The following is a 22,019-nucleotide window of genomic DNA, read 5'->3' on the forward strand; positions in this document are numbered from 1 at the left end:
TAGTGGAGGTATATAGAAAAATGAGAATTAAAACACCGAGTCCCTCTTATTTAAAAGGCACAAATGGACATGCGATATTATTATTACATTCATTTACAGGTACAAATCGGGATGTGAAGCATCTTGCAGCTGAGTTAAATGACCAAGGATTTAGTTGTTATGCACCGAATTATCCAGGTCATGGCTTACTGTTGAAAGATTTCATGACATATAATGTAGATGATTGGTGGGAAGAAGTTGAGAAAGCTTACCAATTTTTAGTCAATGAAGGTTATGAATCTATCAGTGCAACGGGTGTGTCTTTAGGTGGATTAATGACATTAAAATTGGCGCAACACTATCCTTTGAAACGTATCGCTGTCATGTCAGCACCAAAGGAAAAGAGTGACGATGGTTTAATAGAACATTTAGTTTATTATAGTCAACGCATGTCGGATATTTTAAATTTAGATCAGCAAGCATCGAGTGCGCAATTAGCAGCAATTGATGATTATGAAGGTGAAATTACGAAGTTTCAACATTTTATTGATGATATCATGACAAATTTAAATGTTATTAAAATGCCAGCTAATATATTATTTGGTGGTAAAGATGCGCCATCCTATGAAACAAGTGCACATTTTATTTATGAACATTTAGGATCAGTAGACAAAGAATTAAATGGTCTGAAGGATTCGCATCATTTAATGACGCATGGAGAAGGCAGAGATATTTTAGAAGAAAATGTTATTCGCTTTTTCAATGCTTTAACATAATTGAAGATTTTAAAAATTAACACTTGAGTGACGATGTTATTATATTTGTCATTTGAGTGTTTTTTGTGGCGTGATAGTATAGGGAACTTAGCTAAAGTTAATTTTTAGTGTGATGTCGTGGAAATATTATGGAGTTATACCAGAAGTTGATTTGTATTGTAATGTTGTGGGCATTTTATGGGCATTGCACCTGAAGTTGTTATGTGGCGAGATGTTGGGGATATAGATGGTGTTGTATGTGGCGAGATATTGGCGCACGTATACAGCGTTGAACCAGGAATTTTAATGTAGCGTAATGACAACACATTACAAGAGTTGACTATATTATGATAAATCCAGGCGCTACCGTATTAATGAAACAATTTTGATGCAGGTGTATTGCATGTTATTTACATACATGTTAGAGTGTTACTTAAACACGTAGACGCTTTAACGCTTTAAAGGAGATGTGAATGATGAAAAGACAACAATCACAATGGAAGTCATCAACTGGATTTATTTTAGCTAGTGCGGGTTCTGCAATCGGTCTTGGTGCCATGTGGAAATTCCCATATATGGCAGGGATTTATGGCGGCGGTGCCTTTCTAGCTATGTTCTTAATATTCACCATTTTTGTTGGGTTACCATTACTCATTATGGAATTCACTGTTGGGAAAATGGGACGGACATATACAACACAAATATATAGTAAATTAACTGGTAAAAAATGGCTCAATATCATTGGCTGGAACGGTAATTTGGCCGTGTTTATTTTATTTGGCTTCTATAGTGTTATCGGTGGTTGGATTGTCATTTACATCGGACAAGTATTATGGCAATTAGTTATATTTCAACGCATCAATCATCTCCAAGAAATGAATTTTGAAGCGGTAATATCAAATCCTTGGTTAACTGTTCTAGGGCAAGGTATATTCATATTCGCTACGATGATTATTGTCATGTTAGGTGTTGAAAAAGGATTAGAAAAGGCATCGAAAGTTATGATGCCATTGCTGTTTGTCTTTTTAATCATCATTGTGATTAAGTCTTTAACATTAGATGGCGCCTTAGAAGGTGTGAAATTTATTTTACAACCAAGAGTGTCAGAGATTACTGCTGACGGTATCTTGTTTGCGCTAGGCCAATCATTCTTTACGTTATCATTAGGAACTACAGGTATGATTACTTATGCGAGTTATGCCTCTAAAGACATGACGATTAAGTCATCAGCTATTTCTATCGTTGTTATGAATATCTTTGTATCTGTATTGGCAGGTCTAGCTATATTTCCGGCGTTACATAGTTTTGGCTATGAACCACAAGAAGGGCCTGGATTATTATTTAAAGTACTGCCAATGGTCTTTAGTCAAATGCATCTAGGCACATTATTCTATTTGGGATTCTTAGTGCTGTTCTTATTTGCGGCTTTAACGTCATCTATTTCTTTATTAGAATTAAATGTTTCTAACTTCACGAAGAATGACAATACAAAACGTAAAAAAGTCGCAGTGATCGGTAGTATTTTAGTATTTATCATTAGTATTCCAGCAACCTTATCTTTTGGTATCTTAAAAGATGTAAGATTCGGTGCGGGAACGATTTTTGATAATATGGATTTCATCGTTTCGAATGTATTGATGCCATTAGGCGCATTAGGTACTACGCTTGTCGTAGGACAATTATTAGATAAAAAATTATTACAACAATATTTTGGTAAAGATCGATTTAGATTATTCAGTGGTTGGTATTACTTAATTAAGTATGCGATGCCTGTCGTTATTATTTTAGTCTTTATCGTGCAATTATTTAGTTAATATATAGAAGCATCTGACACACAAGTATTTGTGTTGCTCAGGTGTTTTTTTGTTTGGAATTGAAAAGTTAGTACTGGTTCTGAATTAATCGAAACTTAGATAATTGCAAAATAACAAAATGTCGTTTATAATTCTTATCTGAAAAGTAAGAATTAAAATTGAGACATGAAGAAAGGTTTCATTCATTTGATCGGCATGTCAGATGAGGGTGCATCTATGATTACTTATGATTTAATTGGCGATACACCATTAGTACTGTTAGAACATTATAGTGATGATAAAGTTAAAATTTATGCCAAGCTTGAACAATGGAATCCTGGAGGCAGTGTTAAAGACAGACTCGGGAAATATTTAGTAGAGAAGGCAATTCAAGAAGGGCGTGTGCGTGCAGGTCAAACTATTGTTGAAGCGACTGCTGGTAATACAGGCATAGGGTTAGCTATTGCAGCGAATAGACATCATTTAAAATGTAAGATCTTTGCGCCGTATGGTTTTTCAGAAGAAAAGATTAATATTATGATAGCGCTTGGTGCAGATGTTTCAAGGACGAGTCAGTCTGAAGGTATGCATGGGGCACAATTAGCTGCACGTTCCTATGCTGAAAAATATGGTGCCGTTTATATGAATCAATTTGAATCCGAACATAATCCGGATACATATTTTCATACATTGGGACCCGAATTGACTTCAGCATTACAGCAAATTGATTATTTTGTGGCTGGTATTGGCTCTGGCGGTACATTTACAGGTACCGCACGTTATTTAAAGCAACATCACGTGCAATGTTATGCCGTTGAGCCAGAAGGGTCCGTGTTAAATGGAGGGCCAGCTCATGCACATGACACTGAAGGTATCGGTTCTGAGAAATGGCCGATATTTTTAGAGAGACGTCTTGTAGATGGGATATTTACGATTAAAGATCAAGATGCCTTTCGAAATGTCAAAAGTTTGGCTATAAATGAAGGGTTGTTAGTAGGCAGTTCTTCAGGTGCAGCATTACAAGGTGCATTGAATTTAAAAGCGCAATTATCTGAAGGTACGATTGTTGTCGTATTTCCAGATGGTAGCGATCGATATATGTCTAAGCAAATATTTAATTATGAGGAGAATGATTATGAATAAGAAAACTAAATTAATTCACGGTGGACACACAACGGACGACTATACAGGTGCAGTTACTACACCAATTTATCAAACAAGTACATATTTACAAGATGATATTGGTGATTTACGTCAAGGATATGAATATTCTCGTACTGCGAATCCAACAAGAAGTTCTGTAGAAAGCGTTATTACGGCATTAGAAAATGGCAAACATGGCTTTGCGTTTAGTTCAGGTGTTGCAGCTATCAGTGCAGTTGTTATGCTGTTGGACAAAGGTGATCATATTATTTTAAATTCAGATGTATACGGCGGTACTTATCGCGCATTGACAAAAGTATTTACACGATTTGGCATTGAAGTGGATTTTGTAGATACAACGCATACAGATTCAATTGTACAAGCGATACGCCCAACAACAAAGATGTTGTTTATTGAAACACCTTCTAATCCATTATTACGTGTTACTGACATTAAAAAGTCTGCTGAAATTGCGAAAGAACACGGTTTGATTTCAGTCGTTGATAACACATTTATGACACCTTATTATCAGAATCCATTAGATTTAGGCATCGATATTGTCTTGCATTCTGCAACGAAATATTTAGGTGGACATAGTGATGTCGTTGCTGGTTTAGTTGCAACATCGGATGACAAGCTTGCAGAACGTTTAGCATTTATTTCAAATTCAACAGGTGGCATTTTAGGACCTCAAGATAGCTATTTACTTGTGAGGGGTATTAAAACATTAGGTTTACGTATGGAACAAATTAATCGCAGTGTTATTGAAATTATTAAAATGTTACAAGCACATCCAGCTGTGCAACAAGTGTTCCATCCAAGTATTGAAAGTCATTTAAATCATGATGTCCATATGGCTCAAGCGGATGGCCATACAGGTGTGATTGCATTTGAAGTGAAAAATACAGAAAGTGCCAAACAATTGATTAAAGCAACATCGTATTACACATTAGCTGAAAGTTTAGGTGCAGTGGAAAGTTTAATTTCAGTACCTGCATTGATGACACATGCATCCATTCCAGCAGATATTCGAGCTAAAGAAGGTATTACAGACGGACTTGTAAGAATTTCTGTAGGTATTGAAGATACTGAAGATTTAGTCGATGATTTAAAACAAGCACTAGATACGTTATAAATAATAGCAGCACTGGCATATATTTTGAGTTCAACGTTTGTTGTTCTTGAATATGCTAGTGCTTTTTTTGTGCGATGTTAATCATTCGTGATTGAGTTATGGAGGTTTGGTGGACATTTGTATGGATTTAATTTGATAAATGTCATAGTAGTCTCACAATTCGTCATTGTCACATGAATTGCTTATTTTTTAATTTTTTAGAAAATTCGGCAAATTGTATTGACGATATATGCAATTTTACATATAATGCTTTTATTCCTAGTGGAATGATAAGAATTTGAAGGAGGGGGCTTTGCATGATTGAGTTTCGACAGGTAAGTAAGACCTTTAATAAAAAGAAGCAAAAAATAGATGCTTTGAAGGACGTATCATTTACGGTCAATCGCAATGATATTTTTGGTGTGATTGGATATAGTGGTGCAGGAAAAAGTACGTTGGTAAGACTCGTGAATCATCTTGAAGCTGCCTCGAATGGACAAGTGATTGTAGATGGACATGATATTACGAATTATAGCGATAAAATGATGAGGGATATTAAGAAAGATATCGGTATGATATTTCAGCATTTCAATTTATTAAATTCAGCTACCGTATTTAAAAATGTAGCAATGCCACTCATTTTAAGTAAGAAAAGCAAAACAGAAATTAAGCAACGAGTAACGGAAATGCTTGAATTTGTAGGATTGAGTGATAAAAAAGACCAATTTCCTGAAGAATTATCTGGTGGGCAGAAGCAAAGGGTGGCTATTGCAAGAGCGCTTGTTACTAATCCGAAAATACTCCTATGCGATGAAGCAACAAGCGCATTGGATCCAGCAACGACTGCTTCGATATTGACGTTATTAAAGAATGTCAATCAAACCTTTGGCATTACAATTATGATGATTACACATGAAATGCGCGTTATTAAAGACATTTGTAATCGTGTTGCTGTAATGGAAAAGGGTCAAGTGGTTGAAACAGGAACTGTTAAAGAGGTGTTTAGTCATCCTAAAACGACGATTGCTCAAAATTTTGTGTCTACAGTTATACAGACTGAGCCAAGTACATCATTGATTCGTCGATTGAATGACGAACAAGTTGGCGATTTTAAAGATTATAAAATCTTCGTCGAGGAAACTCAGGTGACACAACCGATTATAAATGACTTGATTCAAATTTGTGGCAGAGAGGTTAAAATTTTATTTTCATCTATGTCAGAAATACAAGGTAACACCGTATGTTATATGTGGCTTCGATTTAATATGGATCAACAATTTGATGACACGGCAATAAATCAATATTTCAAAGAGAAAAATATTCAATTTGAGGAGGTGCATTAACATATGTTTGGTTCTGATTTAGACAGTGCACAGTTATTACAAGCATTGTACGAAACGCTATATATGGTATCTATTGCTTTATTTTTAGGAGCAGTGATTGGTATTCCATTAGGTGTCTTATTGGTAATTACTCGAAAACAAGGCATATGGCCGAATATAGTGATACATCAAGTTTTAAATCCTATAATCAATATTTTAAGGTCACTACCATTTATTATTTTGTTAATTGCGATTGTACCATTCACAAAATTAGTAGTAGGTACTTCAATTGGTACGACTGCTGCCATCGTGCCTTTAACAGTATATGTGGCACCTTACATTGCAAGACTTGTTGAAAACTCATTATTAGAAGTAGACGAGGGGATTATTGAAGCGGCGAAAGCGATGGGCGCTTCACCACTACAAATCATTAGATATTTTTTAATTCCTGAAGCGTTAGGTTCATTAGTATTAGCAATTACCACTGCGATTATTGGACTTATTGGAAGTACGGCGATGGCAGGAGCTGTTGGCGGTGGTGGTATAGGAGACTTAGCTTTAGTGTATGGTTATCAAAGATTTGATACGACGGTCATTATTATTACCGTTATTGTATTAGTCATTATTGTCCAAGTGATTCAAACGCTAGGGAATGTCCTAGCTAGATTCATACGTAGACATTAATGATATATAGTGAAGATTTTGAAAGGAATTGATAGAATGAAAAGATTGATTGGGTTAGTTATCGTAGCACTTGTATTATTAGCAGCGTGTGGTAGTAACAATGATAAAAAAGTAACAATTGGTGTCGCATCAAATGACACTAAGGCTTGGGAGAAGGTTAAAGAATTAGCTAAAAAAGATGATATTGATGTGGAGATTAAGCACTTTTCCGATTACAATTTACCGAATAAAGCATTAAACGATGGTGATATTGATATGAATGCATTCCAACATTTTGCATTTTTAGATCAGTATAAGAAGGCACATAAAGGAACAAAGATTTCAGCATTGAGTACAACAGTTTTAGCACCGTTGGGCATTTACTCAGATAAAATTAAAGATGTCAAAAAGGTTAAAGATGGTGCTAAAGTTGTCATTCCAAATGATGTATCAAACCAAGCACGTGCACTTAAACTATTAGAAGCAGCTGGTTTAATAAAACTGAAAAAAGATTTCGGATTAGCAGGTACAGTGAAAGCTATAACGTCAAATCCAAAACATTTAAAAATTACTGCAGTAGATGCACAGCAAACTGCGCGTGCTTTATCTGATGTCGATATTGCAGTTATTAATAACGGTGTAGCAACTAAAGCGGGGAAAGACCCTAAAAATGATCCGATATTTTTAGAAAAATCAAATTCAGATGCTGTAAAGCCATATATTAATATTGTTGCAGTTAATGACAAAGACTTGGATAACAAAACATATGCTAAAATCGTAGAATTGTATCATTCAAAAGAAGCTCAAAAAGCGTTGCAGGAAGATGTCAAAGATGGAGAGAAACCTGTTAATTTATCTAAAGATGAGATTAAGGCAATAGAAACGTCATTAGCAAAATAAATTATATTGCGTCCTACAAGCAAAGTTCATGCTTATGTTTGTAGGGCGTTATTGTTGGAGAATAAAATTATTTCCAATAGAGAAAGGGATTGTAATCATTTTATAGTGAAATATTATGAAATTGTAATAATTTAGATATTGTAAAATCTAATAAGTTGTAATAATTTTAAGGGGTAATTATAAAATTTGATGATACAGTATATGATTTTTTTGTAATCATAATGTCATCAAACATCAACCTATTATACATAATAAAATCGTATAATGATGTAGTATTCATAAATTCGGATAAAAGAATGTTAGGAAAGTTAAGCAAGAGGAGGATTTTAAAGTGCAAAAAAAAGTAATTGCAGCTATTATTGGGACAAGCGCGATTAGCGCTGTTGCGGCAACTCAAGCAAATGCGGCTACAACTCACACAGTAAAACCGGGTGAATCAGTGTGGGCAATTTCAAATAAGTATGGGATTTCGATTGCTAAATTAAAGTCATTAAACAATTTAACATCTAATCTAATTTTCCCAAACCAAGTACTAAAAGTATCTGGCTCAAGTAATTCTACGAGTAATAGTAGCCGTCCATCAACGAACTCAGGTGGCGGATCATACTACACAGTACAAGCAGGCGACTCATTATCATTAATCGCATCAAAATATGGTACAACTTACCAAAACATTATGCGACTTAATGGTTTAAATAATTTCTTTATTTATCCAGGTCAAAAATTAAAAGTATCAGGTACTGCTAGCTCAAGTAACGCTGCGAGCAATAGTAGCCGTCCATCAACGAACTCAGGTGGCGGATCATACTATACAGTACAAGCAGGTGACTCATTGTCATTAATCGCATCAAAATATGGTACAACTTATCAAAAAATTATGAGCTTAAATGGCTTAAATAATTTCTTTATATATCCGGGTCAAAAATTGAAAGTAACTGGTAATGCATCTACGAACTCAGGATCTGCAACAACGACAAATAGAGGTTACAATACACCAGTATTCAGTCACCAAAACTTATATACATGGGGTCAATGTACATATCATGTATTTAATCGTCGTGCTGAAATTGGTAAAGGTATTAGTACTTATTGGTGGAATGCTAATAACTGGGATAACGCAGCGGCAGCAGATGGTTACACTATCGACAATAGACCTACTGTAGGTTCTATCGCTCAAACAGATGTAGGTTATTATGGTCATGTTATGTTTGTAGAACGTGTAAATAACGATGGTAGTATTTTAGTTTCAGAAATGAACTATTCAGCTGCACCAGGTATTTTAACTTACAGAACGGTACCAGCTTACCAAGTAAATAATTATAGATATATTCACTAAAGTCTTACGTATATAAATATATAATGAATTCCTATTACATTTCACAAGCTGAAAAGTTGGATTGAATCCTAAACTTTATGGCGGGGCTATCAAAGTCGTGATTGTTGTAATAGGAATTTTTGTATAAGAAAAAGGATTGGTCGAATGAACTTCATGTTCTATGTTCGACCAATCCTTTTCTGAATTAGTATTCATGCTTTACTTTGCGAATGCTTGTAAATAATCTAGCACCGTTTGTTATTAAAGTAACAACTGCCACTGCTTTTTTGAACTTACGTGGTGACTTAATTGAAATGTAAAAGTCTAACACGGTTCCTACAGTGCTTAAACCTAATGAAAGATATACTAATTTTTTATTTTTAGCATGATATTTATAGCCATTGTAGCCGTCGACTATGAAACCTGCGACATTTAGTAAACTTGATAAACGTTGTGATTTGGAACGTTTTGCCATAATAATAATTCCCCCTAGTATCTTCTGTTTATATGAAAAATTGGGTGCGCTGAATTGCTAACGTTTTGCGCTATAACTACTCATATATGATAACATAATTGTACAGTATAATTTTAAAAATTGATTTCACAAAGTTGGGGTGTCAAAGATGATTAAATGTGTCTGTTTAGTTGAAGAAACAGCTGATAAAATATTACTTGTTCAAGTAAGGAATCGCGAAAAGTATTATTTCCCAGGTGGTAAAATAGAAGAAGGGGAATCACGAGTACAAGCGCTGTTAAGAGAAGTAAAAGAAGAATTAAATTTAACATTAACAATGGATGAAATTGAATATATCGGGACAATTGTAGGTCCTGCATATCCACAACAGGATATGTTAACTGAGTTAAATGGATTTCGCGCATTAACCAAAATCGATTGGGAAAACGTAACTATCAATAATGAAATTACGGATATACGCTGGATTGATAAAGATAATGATGCGTTGATTGCGCCTGCTGTCAAAGTTTGGATTGAAACGTATGGTGGTAAACATGACAAATAATGACACCATCATGTTACGACATTATGTCCCACAAGATTATTCGATGTTAGAAGCTTTTCAATTAAGTGAAAGTGATTTGAAGTTTGTTAAAACGCCAGAGGAAAATATTACAGCTGCAATGTCTGATAATGAAAGGTATCCCATCGTTGTAATGGATGGCAGGCAATGTGTGGCCTTTTTTACATTACATCGTGGAAAAGGGGTCGCACCATTTAGCGATAACCAAGATGCAGTATTTTTCAGGTCATTTAGTGTTGATCAACGTTATCGTAATAGAGGAATAGGTAAAGTGGTAATGGAAAAATTGGCGTCATTTATCACTTCAACATTTCAGGATATTAATGAGATTGTGTTAACGGTTAATACTGACAATCCACATGCCATGGCACTTTATCGCCAACAAGGATATCAATATATGGGAGATAGTATGTTCATCGGAAGACCTGTTCATATTATGGCGTTAACTATAAAATAAATTAAATTTAAAAGCATCTTTACTCATCGTCGACCACAACAATTAATGATGAATAAAGGTGCTTTTTGTTATAGATCATCGGACAATTTACTATAGTAAAAAGCGACCTAGTGAACAATTGACATATATCCACAGGTCGCTTAACTTAAGTTATATTGCTAGTTGCGATTAATTGATAGACTCATCATTTTTGCGCTGTCGAGATGGTCTTTTTATTAAAAATGCCGTAATCCAAGCCGTAATCGGAATACTGATTGCAACGGCAATACCGCCTAAAATAATAGAAATAAATTCTTGGGCAAATATTTTCGAGTTTATAATATGACCAAATGAATATTTAAGTTTGAAAAACCAAATAAATAAAGCAAGTTGGCCACCAAAAAAGGCAAGGTAAATCGTGTTCGCAGATGTCGCTAAAATTTCTCTACCAACACGCATGCCAGATTGGAATAATTCGTATTGCGTAAGCGTTGGATTCACTTGATGCAATTCATAAATGGGTGAACTAATGGTAATTGTTAAATCTATCACAGCTGCAATAACAGCAAGAATAATAGTGAACACCATAAATTGAACCATATCAATGCCAATATTCATTGAATACACATATGTTTCATCTTGTTGTTCGGTTGAAAAGCCTTGTAGATGACCGAAGTAGACCGATAAATAAATGAGTGTAATCAACAATATTGTTGTAACGATAGTGCTGATAAATGCAGCTTGTGTTTTAACATTGTAACTATTGAGTACGAATAAATTACAAGCGCCAATAATAATGCAGAAAAAGAATGTGACGACATAAATCGGTACGCCAAAAATAATCAACACAATACTAATAATTAAAATAGCAAAATTTAAAAATAGGGTTAAATAAGAGATGAATCCCTTTCTACCTCCGAAAATTATCATCAGAAAGAGGAGCAATAACGCCAATATAAATACAGCATTCATTGTTTCGCCCTCCTTAATGTTTCAAATATTTCCATAAACAATATTGTGATAGGAATTGTAAGTACGATACCTATACCACCTGTTAGTGCGCGCGCAATTTCTAACGACCAATTCATCGAAATAGTATAAGTCACTGTATTGGCATTTTTTAAAAAGATTAAAAACATAGGTAGTGCACCGGATAAATATGAGAATAATAAGATGTTAGTCATTGTTCCCATAATATCTTGGCCGATGTTTCGGCCAGCAAGCGCCCATCTCCTCATTGAAATGTGTGGCGTACGCTGTAAAATTTCATGCATACCACTAGCAATTGTAATTGCAACATCCATAATAGCGCCAAGTGAACCTATTAACACTGAGGCTAGGAAGATATCTTTCGGTGGTAATGATAAAAAGTTCATCGTTTCATATTTAATGCCTTTACCGTCTGTCATATATATGATTAATTCTGTTAAACCTATACTCAAAAAAGTTCCGATAATTGTACTGGCTATGGTAATGAGTGTGCGCATATGCCAGCCTGTAACGAGCAATAAAGTGAGTATTGTTGAACAGATCATGGCAATGGTCATGAGTAAGAATAAATTAATATTGCTATGTTGAATATGAATGTAAATTGCGATTAATATGGCAATAGAATTCAAGATTAACGATAAAATCGATTGCAGTCCGACTTTGCGACCAACCAATAATACAGTTAATAAGAACAAACCAGTGATGATAACCGTTAAGGTATCACGCTTCTTTTCTATAATATAAGCATCACTCGGCTTGTTAGAAATATGTAATAATACTTTTTCGTGTGTGCGAAATGCCTCAGAATCTGCTTGCGATTTGACGTACTGATGATTAATCGTCGTCGTTTCTCCAGCAAATTGACCATTTAATATTTTGACTTTTAATTGATTTTTATATTTAATATCACGATTATTTTGTGCATCTTTTGTAGGTGTCGAAGAAACATGTTTGACATCTATAATTTGACCAATTGGTTTGTTGTAAAAGTTCTCATTATTGAATGTAAATAAAATAGCACCAATGAATGCGATGCAGAACAAACCTAAAATTATATTAAATGGCTTTGTAAATAAATTTCTATATTTCAAAAACAAAACCCCAATTCTATGAATGAATTAATATGGTGATTATACGCCCTTAATTTTTTATTTTCAAAGATATTACTGCTAAGTGTAAAACGAAAATCATCATTGATAGCATCGAATTACTTAATGGAATGTAGACGTTTTAGTCATTAATTGCTGAATGAGTGTTAATAAGATACCAATATCACTCTTCGTATAAGGTTCTTTCGTAATAGCACATATCGTTCTTTTTAATTCAGTATGATCTAATTTTATATCTATCCATGATTTAGATTCTGGTAAATGTATATTTTGTGATGAAATGATGTAACCTTCTTTTTGACGAAGGAGATACTGCGCAAGTGGTTGGCTACTGATTGTGTATACATCTGATTTAGTAATCTTGCGCAATTGTTTTTTTACAGTTTCGGCAAATGGTGCCAAGCAATAAATATGACTATGCTCAAACTGAATTAATGGTGGGTGTGTCGCCATCGTAATTGGATCGTCTGAAGGCGCATATAAATGATAGTGCTCTTCGAATAAAGGTAGCATATGTAATTGTTTGTGTTTACGTATTTCTGGTGTAAGTTCCGTGAAACCAATGTCTATATTCCCATTTAATACGCTATTTATAATCGTGTCATGATCTAATAAGTTCGGTATGACATGTGTATCATTTTGTAAATGAAACGTTTGGATAAGTGGTAGTAACATGTGGGATACGTCACTCTCATCATAGCCAATGTAGATACTTTTATTTTTAGTTAATCCATGGCTTTGAAATTGTTCAATCGTGCTATCTAAATGTTCAATAATGCGCAGAGCTTCATTAAATAATAATTTCCCTTCAGAAGTGAGCGTAATATTGCGTCCTTGCTTTTTAAATAAAGACACATTAAGTTCTTGTTCTAATAATGTAATTTGACGGCTTATCGCTGATTGAGCAATGTTTAGTTCAAGTGCTGTTTCGGAGATATGTTCTCTTTTAGCGACCTCGATAAAATATCTTAATTGTTTAATTTCCATAGTGATATAGGCACCTCCAAAAATGAGTGTTTTGTAACTATTATAGCAATATTATTGATAAATGTTCTATTTTTTAGATGAATATCTTCTATTTTATATATTGAACAGATAAATTTTTTAGATTATAGTAATTATCATTAATAACTAATATCAGAATATTCTAAAAAAAGGGGTGTGCATCATGCACAATGAGAAATTAATTAAAGGCTTATATGACTATCGTGAGGAACATGATGCGTGTGGTATTGGTTTTTATGCGAATATGGATAATAAAAGGTCTCACGACATCATTGATAAATCGCTTGAAATGTTGCGACGCTTAGATCACAGGGGCGGGGTCGGCGCAGATGGCATCACTGGTGATGGCGCAGGTATTATGACTGAAATACCTTTTGCATTTTTCAAACAACATGTAACGGACTTTGATATCCCAGGTGAAGGTGAATATGCCGTGGGGTTATTTTTTTCCAAAGAACGCATTTTAGGTTCTGAACATGAAGCAGTTTTTAAAAAATATTTTGAAGGTGAAGGGTTATCAATTCTTGGTTATCGTAATGTACCAGTTAATAAAGATGCCATTGCTAAACATGTAGCAGATACGATGCCAGTCATTCAACAAGTGTTTATTGATATTAGGGACATTGAAGATGTTGAAAAGCGTTTGTTTTTAGCGAGAAAACAATTAGAGTTCTATTCGACTCAGTGCGATTTAGAATTGTATTTTACGAGCTTATCACGCAAAACAATTGTATATAAAGGTTGGTTACGATCAGACCAAATTAAAAAACTCTATACAGATTTATCGGATGATTTATATCAATCAAAGCTAGGGTTAGTGCATTCGAGATTTAGTACGAATACATTCCCGAGTTGGAAAAGGGCGCATCCTAACCGTATGTTAATGCATAATGGTGAGATTAACACGATTAAAGGTAATGTGAACTGGATGCGAGCACGCCAACATAAATTAATCGAAACATTATTTGGCGAGGATCAACATAAAGTGTTTCAAATTGTCGATGAGGATGGTAGTGACTCTGCCATTGTAGATAATGCGCTAGAGTTCTTATCGTTAGCCATGGAGCCAGAAAAGGCAGCGATGTTACTCATACCTGAACCTTGGTTATACAATGAAGCGAATGATGCAAATGTACGTGCATTTTATGAATTTTATAGTTATTTAATGGAACCGTGGGATGGTCCTACAATGATTTCGTTCTGTAACGGTGACAAACTTGGCGCGCTTACAGATAGAAATGGATTACGTCCAGGTCGTTATACGATTACTAAAGATAACTTTATTGTCTTTTCATCTGAAGTGGGTGTTGTGGACGTACCTGAAAGTAATGTTGCTTTTAAAGGTCAATTGAATCCTGGAAAGTTATTGCTTGTTGATTTTAAACAGAATAAAGTCATTGAAAATAATGATTTGAAAGGTGCGATTGCTGGAGAATTACCATATAAAGCGTGGATTGATAACCATAAAGTTGACTTTGATTTTGAAAATATACAATATCAAGATTCGCAATGGAAAGATGAGACGTTATTTAAATTACAACGTCAGTTTGCATACACGAAAGAAGAGATTCATAAGTATATTCAGGAACTTGTAGAAGGTAAGAAGGATCCTATCGGTGCAATGGGATATGATGCGCCAATTGCAGTGTTGAACGAGCGACCAGAATCACTATTTAATTACTTTAAACAGCTGTTTGCACAAGTTACGAATCCACCAATTGATGCGTATCGTGAAAAAATCGTAACGAGTGAACTTTCTTATTTAGGTGGCGAAGGTAACTTACTAGCACCTGACGAAACGGTTTTAGATCGTATTCAATTGAAAAGGCCGGTATTGAATGAATCACACATAGCAGCGATTGATCAGGAACATTTTAAATTAACTTATTTATCAACGGTATATGAAGGGGATTTGGAAGATGCGTTAGAAGCATTAGGCCGAGAAGCAGTGAATGCTGTAAAGCAAGGCGCTCAAATTCTAGTGTTAGATGATAGTGGATTAGTTGATAGCAATGGCTTTGCAATGCCGATGTTACTCGCAATAAGTCATGTGCATCAATTACTTATTAAAGCAGATTTACGTATGTCTACAAGTTTAGTCGCTAAATCTGGTGAGACACGAGAAGTGCATCATGTTGCTTGTTTACTCGCATATGGCGCGAATGCAATTGTGCCATACCTAGCGCAACGTACAGTTGAACAACTGACATTGACAGAAGGGTTACAAGGCACCGTTGTCGATAATGTTAAGACATATACGGATGTATTGTCCGAAGGTGTCATTAAAGTAATGGCTAAGATGGGAATTTCGACAGTGCAAAGTTATCAAGGTGCACAAATATTTGAAGCGATTGGCTTGTCTCATGATGTGATTGATCGTTATTTTACTGGGATACAGTCTAAGTTATCGGGTATTTCGATTGATCAAATTGATGCTGAAAATAAAGCACGTCAACAAAGTGATGATAATTATCTTGCATCAGGTAGTACATTCCAATGGAGACAACAAGGTCAACATCATGCTTTTAATCCGGAATCTATTTTCTTATTGCAGCACGCATGTAAAGAAAATGACTATGCGCAATTTAAAGCATACTCTGAAGCGGTGAACAAAAATAGAACAGATCACATTAGACATTTACTTGAATTTAAAGCATGTACACCGATTGACATCGACCAAGTTGAACCGGTAAGTGACATTGTCAAACGCTTTAATACAGGGGCGATGAGTTATGGATCGATTTCAGCGGAAGCACATGAAACGTTAGCACAAGCCATGAACCAATTAGGTGGAAAGAGTAATAGTGGTGAAGGTGGCGAAGATGCAAAACGTTATGAAGTACAAGTTGATGGAAGCAACAAAGTAAGTGCGATTAAACAAGTTGCTTCTGGGCGTTTTGGTGTAACTAGTGATTATTTACAACATGCCAAAGAAATTCAAATTAAAGTTGCGCAAGGTGCAAAGCCTGGTGAAGGTGGTCAATTACCTGGTACTAAGGTATATCCGTGGATTGCGAAGACAAGAGGGTCAACGCCAGGTATCGGTCTGATTTCACCACCGCCACATCATGATATTTATTCAATAGAAGATTTAGCGCAACTGATACATGATTTAAAAAATGCGAATAAAGATGCAGATATCGCGGTAAAATTAGTTTCGAAAACAGGTGTTGGTACCATTGCATCTGGGGTGGCAAAAGCATTTGCAGATAAAATTGTCATCAGTGGTTACGATGGTGGTACAGGGGCTTCACCTAAAACGAGTATTCAGCATGCCGGTGTTCCTTGGGAGATTGGTTTAGCAGAAACACATCAAACATTAAAACTAAACGACTTAAGAAGTCGTGTTAAGTTAGAAACAGACGGTAAGTTATTAACTGGTAAAGATGTAGCGTACGCATGTGCGCTTGGAGCGGAAGAATTTGGATTTGCAACTGCACCATTAGTGGTGTTGGGCTGTATTATGATGCGTGTATGCCATAAAGATACATGTCCAGTAGGAGTTGCAACTCAAAACAAAGATTTACGTGCTTTATATAGAGGTAAAGCACATCATGTTGTTAATTTTATGCATTTTATTGCACAAGAATTAAGAGAAATTTTAGCATCTTTAGGTTTGAAACGTGTAGAAGACTTAGTTGGAAGAACTGATTTATTACAACGATCATCAACATTAAAAGTGAATAGCAAAGCGGCTAGTATTGATGTTGAAAAACTGTTATGTCCTTTCGATGGGCCAAACACAAAAGAAATTCAACAAAATCATAATCTTGAGCATGGATTTGATTTAACAAATTTATATGAAGTAACGAAGCCGTATATTGCTGAAGGGCGTCGCTATACAGGTAGCTTTACAGTAAATAATGAACAACGTGATGTAGGAGTTATTACAGGTAGTGAGATTTCGAAACAATATGGAGAAGCAGGACTTCCTGAAAATACAATTAATGTTTATACGAATGGTCATGCTGGTCAAAGTCTTGCAGCATATGCACCGAAAGGCTTAATGATTCATCATACTGGAGATGCGAATGACTATGTTGGTAAAGGATTATCTGGTGGTACGGTCATTGTCAAAGCACCTTTTGAAGAACGACAAAATGAAATTATTGCTGGTAACGTCTCATTCTATGGTGCGACAGGTGGTAAGGCATTTATTAACGGTAGTGCAGGAGAAAGATTCTGTATTAGAAATAGTGGTGTAGATGTTGTCGTTGAAGGTATCGGTGACCATGGATTAGAGTACATGACTGGTGGACATGTCATTAATTTAGGTGATGTAGGTAAGAACTTCGGTCAAGGTATGAGTGGTGGTATTGCTTACGTTATCCCGTCTGATGTAGAAGCTTTTGTTGAAAATAATCAACTAGATACGCTTTCGTTTACAAAGATTAAACACCAAGAAGAAAAAGCATTCATTAAGCAAATGCTGGAAGAACATGTGTCACACACGAATAGTACGAGAGCGATTCATGTGTTAAAACATTTTGATCGCATTGAAGATGTCGTCGTTAAAGTTATTCCTAAAGATTATCAATTAATGATGCAAAAAATTCATTTGCACAAATCATTACATGACAATGAAGATGAAGCGATGTTAGCTGCATTTTACGATGACAGTAAAACAATCGACGCTAAACATAAACCAGCCGTTGTGTATTAAGGAAAGGGGGAGATACGATGGGTGAATTTAAAGGATTTATGAAGTATGACAAACAGTACTTAGGTGAATTATCACTGGTAGACCGTTTGAAGCATCATAAAGCATATCAACAACGATTTACTAAAGAAGATGCCTCTATCCAAGGTGCACGATGTATGGATTGTGGAACGCCGTTTTGTCAAACCGGACAACAGTATGGTAGGGAAACAATAGGTTGTCCAATTGGAAACTACATTCCTGAATGGAACGACTTAGTGTATCATCAAGATTTTAAAACTGCTTATGAACGCTTAAGCGAAACAAATAACTTTCCTGACTTTACAGGGCGTGTATGTCCTGCACCATGCGAAAGTGCTTGTGTGATGAAGATTAATAGAGAATCGATTGCGATTAAAGGTATTGAACGCACAATTATTGATGAAGCTTTTGAAAATGGTTGGGTAGCGCCGAAAGTTCCGAGTCGCCGTAGAGATGAAAAAGTGGCAATCGTTGGAAGCGGTCCAGCAGGATTAGCTGCTGCTGAAGAACTTAATCTACTAGGATATCAAGTAACTATTTATGAACGTGCTAGAGAATCAGGCGGTTTATTAATGTATGGTATTCCGAATATGAAACTTGATAAAGATGTGGTTCGACGTCGTATTAAGTTAATGGAAGAAGCGGGCATTACTTTCATTAATGGTGTTGAAGTAGGCGTTGATATTGATAAAGCAACGTTAGAATCTGAGTATGATGCCATTATATTATGTACTGGTGCACAAAAAGGTAGAGATTTACCTTTAGAAGGACGCATGGGTGATGGTATACATTTCGCTATGGATTATTTAACTGAACAAACGCAGTTGTTAAATGGAGAAATTGATGATATAACAATAACTGCAAAAGATAAGAATGTCATTATCATTGGTGCTGGTGATACAGGGGCAGACTGTGTAGCGACAGCATTAAGAGAAAATTGTAAATCGATTGTTCAATTTAATAAATATACGAAATTGCCAGAAGCAATTACATTTACAGAAAATGCATCATGGCCTTTAGCAATGCCGGTGTTTAAAATGGACTATGCGCACCAAGAGTACGAAGCTAAGTTTGGTAAGGAACCACGTGCATATGGTGTTCAAACAATGCGTTACGATGTTGACGATAAAGGACACATACGTGGTTTGTATACTCAAATTTTAGAGCAAGGCGAAAATGGTATGGTCATGAAAGAAGGACCTGAAAGATTTTGGCCTGCTGACCTTGTATTATTATCAATCGGCTTCGAAGGTACAGAACCAACAGTACCGAATGCTTTTAACATTAAAACGGATAGAAATCGAATCGTGGCGGATGATACAAACTATCAAACTAATAATGAAAAGGTATTTGCTGCTGGAGATGCTAGACGTGGTCAAAGTTTAGTTGTATGGGCGATTAAAGAAGGTAGAGGCGTAGCGAAAGCAGTAGATCAGTATTTAGCGAGTAAAGTTTGTGTATAATCTTTGTATGGAAATGGTGGTTACGTTGACGTTGTGGCATGCTGAATCGAGTTTGAAATAATCTAGTATCTATCAACGTCACATGCCATCTTTGTAACCTAAAAACAAAGGTTTGTAAGACAACAAATCGATTAATTATAAGTAGTGATTTTTTACATTCGTTTATAGGTCAACTGTAGTGGAAGACAATGATTTGTGGTAATCATGTAATGCTTAAAAACAATATTGACTTTTACAGAACGTTCATATATGATAAATATTGTGTTTAGGAGGAATACCCAAGTCCGGCTGAAGGGATCGGTCTTGAAAACCGACAGGGGCTTAACGGCTCGCGGGGGTTCGAATCCCTCTTCCTCCGCCATCAATATTTATATTAAATACTATATATAATGAAGGTAAGTGCTCAAATTTTGAGTATTTGCCTTTTTTATTTGTCTTTGAATGGCTCGTTTTTTTAGCTATAGAAATGATAGGGCATTGAGATTGGAAGGGCATTTGGCTTGTGCAATATACATAGCTAAATGTCTTTTTTGTTTTGTGAAATATGATGGATGGCTTGTGTGGGCAAGTTTGCTATTTATAGATATGCATTTTTCAATTTAGGAGTTGGCCATGCATCTACACTTTATAATGGTGAGAGCGTGGTGAGGTATTGTTAATCACGCAATTGTAGCGAGGAGTTATTGCTACATATGTCGTTATGGCTCATTGATTTTCTGAAATGGCTACCCCAGATAATTGTGACAAAATAAAAAATATTTGTTGAAAGCCTTTACATAACTTGTCTAGACAAGTTATACTCGTTTTAAGACATTAAGGGAGTGAAATATATGGCTGTAAAAAGAGAAGATGTAAAAGCCATCGTAAGCGCTATTGGGGGAAAAGAAAATCTTGAAGCTGCAACGCATTGTGTAACACGATTACGTTTAGTGCTTAAAGATGAAAGCAAAGTTGATAAAGACGCATTAAGTAATAACGCGTTGGTCAAGGGGCAGTTCAAAGCAGACCATCAATATCAAATTGTCATTGGTCCAGGAACAGTCGATGAAGTGTATAAGCAGTTTATTGATGAAACAGGTGCTCAAGAAGCTTCGAAAGATGAAGCGAAACAAGCAGCTGCGCAAAAAGGGAATCCAGTACAACGTTTGATCAAATTGTTAGGGGATATTTTTATACCAATATTACCTGCGATTGTGACAGCTGGTTTGTTAATGGGGATCAATAATTTACTTACAATGAAAGGTTTATTTGGTCCAAAAGCACTTATTGAGATGTATCCACAAATTGCTGATATTTCAAACATCATTAATGTGATTGCGAGTACGGCATTTATTTTCTTACCAGCATTAATTGGTTGGAGTAGTATGCGTGTATTTGGTGGTAGTCCGATTCTAGGCATAGTCTTAGGTTTGATTTTAATGCATCCGCAATTAGTATCTCAGTATGATTTGGCAAAAGGGAATATTCCGACGTGGAACTTATTTGGCTTAGAGATTAAGCAGTTGAATTACCAAGGTCAAGTGTTGCCAGTTTTAATTGCAGCTTATGTTCTAGCTAAAATTGAAAAAGGATTAAATAAAGTCGTTCACGATTCGATAAAAATGTTGGTCGTTGGACCCGTAGCGCTTTTAGTTACTGGATTTTTAGCATTTATTATCATTGGACCAGTTGCGTTATTGATTGGTACAGGTATTACATCTGGTGTTACATTTATATTCCAACATGCAGGATGGCTTGGCGGAGCAATATATGGATTGTTATATGCACCACTTGTAATTACAGGACTACACCATATGTTTTTAGCAGTAGATTTCCAATTGATGGGTAGCAGCTTAGGTGGTACGTACTTATGGCCAATCGTTGCGATTTCCAATATTTGTCAGGGCTCTGCAGCATTTGGAGCATGGTTTGTCTATAAACGTCGTAAAATGGTTAAAGAAGAAGGCTTGGCATTAACATCTTGTATTTCTGGTATGTTAGGTGTTACTGAACCAGCCATGTTTGGTGTGAACTTACCTCTGAAATATCCATTTATCGCTGCGATATCAACATCTTGTGTATTGGGGGCAATCGTTGGTATGAATAACGTACTTGGAAAAGTTGGTGTTGGTGGCGTGCCAGCATTCATTTCAATTCAAAAAGAATTTTGGCCAGTATATCTCATTGTGACAGCTATTGCTATTGTTGTACCATGTATACTAACAATTGTGATGTCTCATTTTAGTAAACAAAAAGCGAAAGAAATTGTTGAAGATTAATAAAATAAAAAAGGGGCGTTCGTTATTTGGACGTCCTTTATTACGTTATAAGGTGG

At 35.5% G+C, this 22,019-nt stretch carries 18 protein-coding genes and 1 tRNA gene; 15 read left to right on the forward strand and 4 right to left on the reverse strand.

Going from position 1 to position 22,019, the window contains the following annotated elements; all coding sequences use genetic code 11:
- The first annotated feature begins 20 nt into the window (after positions 1-20).
- The 9 genes from IDG66_RS05420 (at position 21) to aaa (ending at position 9,005) form a co-directional block, all read left to right on the forward strand.
- Positions 21-755: an alpha/beta hydrolase gene (locus tag IDG66_RS05420; RefSeq protein WP_001220807.1), complete on the forward strand. Its 735-nt coding sequence runs from the start codon at positions 21-23 to the stop codon at positions 753-755.
- A gap of 177 nt (positions 756-932) precedes the next feature.
- Positions 933-1,046, forward strand: coding sequence for a hypothetical protein (locus IDG66_RS05425; protein ID WP_000510434.1), 114 nt, complete (start codon positions 933-935; stop codon positions 1,044-1,046).
- A gap of 164 nt (positions 1,047-1,210) precedes the next feature.
- Positions 1,211-2,548 carry a sodium-dependent transporter gene (locus IDG66_RS05430; RefSeq protein ID WP_000828722.1) on the forward strand — a complete coding sequence of 446 codons (1,338 nt, stop codon included), beginning with the start codon at positions 1,211-1,213 and terminating at the stop codon, positions 2,546-2,548.
- Positions 2,549-2,764: 216 nt separating this feature from the next.
- Positions 2,765-3,670 (forward strand): PLP-dependent cysteine synthase family protein, encoded by a 906-nt coding sequence (locus IDG66_RS05435; RefSeq protein WP_001837371.1) that lies wholly within the window; start codon positions 2,765-2,767, stop codon positions 3,668-3,670.
- Positions 3,663-4,805 (forward strand): bifunctional cystathionine gamma-lyase/homocysteine desulfhydrase, encoded by a 1,143-nt coding sequence (locus IDG66_RS05440; RefSeq protein WP_001036667.1) that lies wholly within the window; start codon positions 3,663-3,665, stop codon positions 4,803-4,805. Before IDG66_RS05435 ends, IDG66_RS05440 begins: the two co-directional genes overlap by 8 nt.
- Positions 4,806-5,101: 296 nt before the next feature.
- Complete coding sequence (locus tag IDG66_RS05445) at positions 5,102-6,127, forward strand: methionine ABC transporter ATP-binding protein (protein WP_000569289.1); 1,026 nt, start codon at positions 5,102-5,104, stop codon at positions 6,125-6,127.
- Between the two features lie 3 nt (positions 6,128-6,130).
- Positions 6,131-6,790, forward strand: coding sequence for a methionine ABC transporter permease (locus IDG66_RS05450; protein WP_000467991.1), 660 nt, complete (start codon positions 6,131-6,133; stop codon positions 6,788-6,790).
- Positions 6,791-6,826: 36 nt separating this feature from the next.
- On the forward strand, positions 6,827-7,669 hold the full coding sequence (gene gmpC / locus IDG66_RS05455; RefSeq protein ID WP_000825528.1) for a dipeptide ABC transporter glycylmethionine-binding lipoprotein: 843 nt from the start codon (positions 6,827-6,829) through the stop codon (positions 7,667-7,669).
- 331 nt (positions 7,670-8,000) lie between these two features.
- Positions 8,001-9,005: an autolysin/adhesin Aaa gene (aaa, locus tag IDG66_RS05460; protein WP_001170264.1), complete on the forward strand. Its 1,005-nt coding sequence runs from the start codon at positions 8,001-8,003 to the stop codon at positions 9,003-9,005.
- A gap of 184 nt (positions 9,006-9,189) precedes the next feature.
- On the opposite strand, the gene IDG66_RS05465 is transcribed toward aaa, so the two are convergent.
- Complete coding sequence (locus IDG66_RS05465; protein WP_001129473.1) at positions 9,190-9,459, reverse strand: hypothetical protein; 270 nt, start codon at positions 9,457-9,459, stop codon at positions 9,190-9,192.
- A 148-nt stretch (positions 9,460-9,607) separates the two neighbouring features.
- Here IDG66_RS05465 and IDG66_RS05470 point away from each other — a divergent pair, with 148 nt between their 5' ends.
- Together IDG66_RS05470 and IDG66_RS05475 are read left to right on the forward strand one after the other, a co-directional pair.
- On the forward strand, positions 9,608-10,003 hold the full coding sequence (locus tag IDG66_RS05470) for an NUDIX hydrolase (RefSeq protein ID WP_000588530.1): 396 nt from the start codon (positions 9,608-9,610) through the stop codon (positions 10,001-10,003).
- Positions 9,993-10,478, forward strand: a complete 486-nt coding sequence (locus IDG66_RS05475; protein WP_000183668.1) for a GNAT family N-acetyltransferase — start codon at positions 9,993-9,995, stop codon at positions 10,476-10,478. Before IDG66_RS05470 ends, IDG66_RS05475 begins: the two co-directional genes overlap by 11 nt.
- 168 nt (positions 10,479-10,646) lie before the next feature.
- Here the strand turns inward: IDG66_RS05475 and IDG66_RS05480 are convergent, their stop codons facing one another.
- The 3 genes from IDG66_RS05480 to gltC all read right to left on the reverse strand — a co-directional run bounded on the left by IDG66_RS05480 (position 10,647) and on the right by gltC (position 13,543).
- Complete coding sequence (locus tag IDG66_RS05480; RefSeq protein ID WP_000994681.1) at positions 10,647-11,429, reverse strand: YibE/F family protein; 783 nt, start codon at positions 11,427-11,429, stop codon at positions 10,647-10,649.
- Positions 11,426-12,544 (reverse strand): YibE/F family protein, encoded by a 1,119-nt coding sequence (locus IDG66_RS05485; protein WP_001794550.1) that lies wholly within the window; start codon positions 12,542-12,544, stop codon positions 11,426-11,428. Before IDG66_RS05485 ends, IDG66_RS05480 begins: the two co-directional genes overlap by 4 nt.
- A gap of 114 nt (positions 12,545-12,658) precedes the next feature.
- Positions 12,659-13,543, reverse strand: coding sequence for a glutamate biosynthesis transcriptional regulator GltC (gltC, locus tag IDG66_RS05490; RefSeq protein ID WP_000403911.1), 885 nt, complete (start codon positions 13,541-13,543; stop codon positions 12,659-12,661).
- A gap of 181 nt (positions 13,544-13,724) precedes the next feature.
- Between gltC and gltB the strand changes: the two genes are divergently transcribed.
- The 4 genes from gltB to treP all read left to right on the forward strand — a co-directional run bounded on the left by gltB (position 13,725) and on the right by treP (position 21,963).
- Complete coding sequence (gene gltB / locus IDG66_RS05495) at positions 13,725-18,224, forward strand: glutamate synthase large subunit (protein ID WP_000551334.1); 4,500 nt, start codon at positions 13,725-13,727, stop codon at positions 18,222-18,224.
- A 17-nt stretch (positions 18,225-18,241) separates the two neighbouring features.
- Positions 18,242-19,705, forward strand: coding sequence for a glutamate synthase subunit beta (locus IDG66_RS05500; protein WP_000503583.1), 1,464 nt, complete (start codon positions 18,242-18,244; stop codon positions 19,703-19,705).
- Between the two features lie 268 nt (positions 19,706-19,973).
- Positions 19,974-20,066, forward strand: a tRNA-Ser gene (locus tag IDG66_RS05505).
- A gap of 469 nt (positions 20,067-20,535) precedes the next feature.
- Positions 20,536-21,963, forward strand: a complete 1,428-nt coding sequence (gene treP, locus IDG66_RS05510) for a PTS system trehalose-specific EIIBC component (protein ID WP_000279365.1) — start codon at positions 20,536-20,538, stop codon at positions 21,961-21,963.
- Positions 21,964-22,019 lie beyond the last annotated feature (56 nt).

The sequence above is a fragment of the Staphylococcus sp. EG-SA-18 genome (genome assembly GCF_017151825.1).
Classification (GTDB): domain Bacteria; phylum Bacillota; class Bacilli; order Staphylococcales; family Staphylococcaceae; genus Staphylococcus; species Staphylococcus aureus.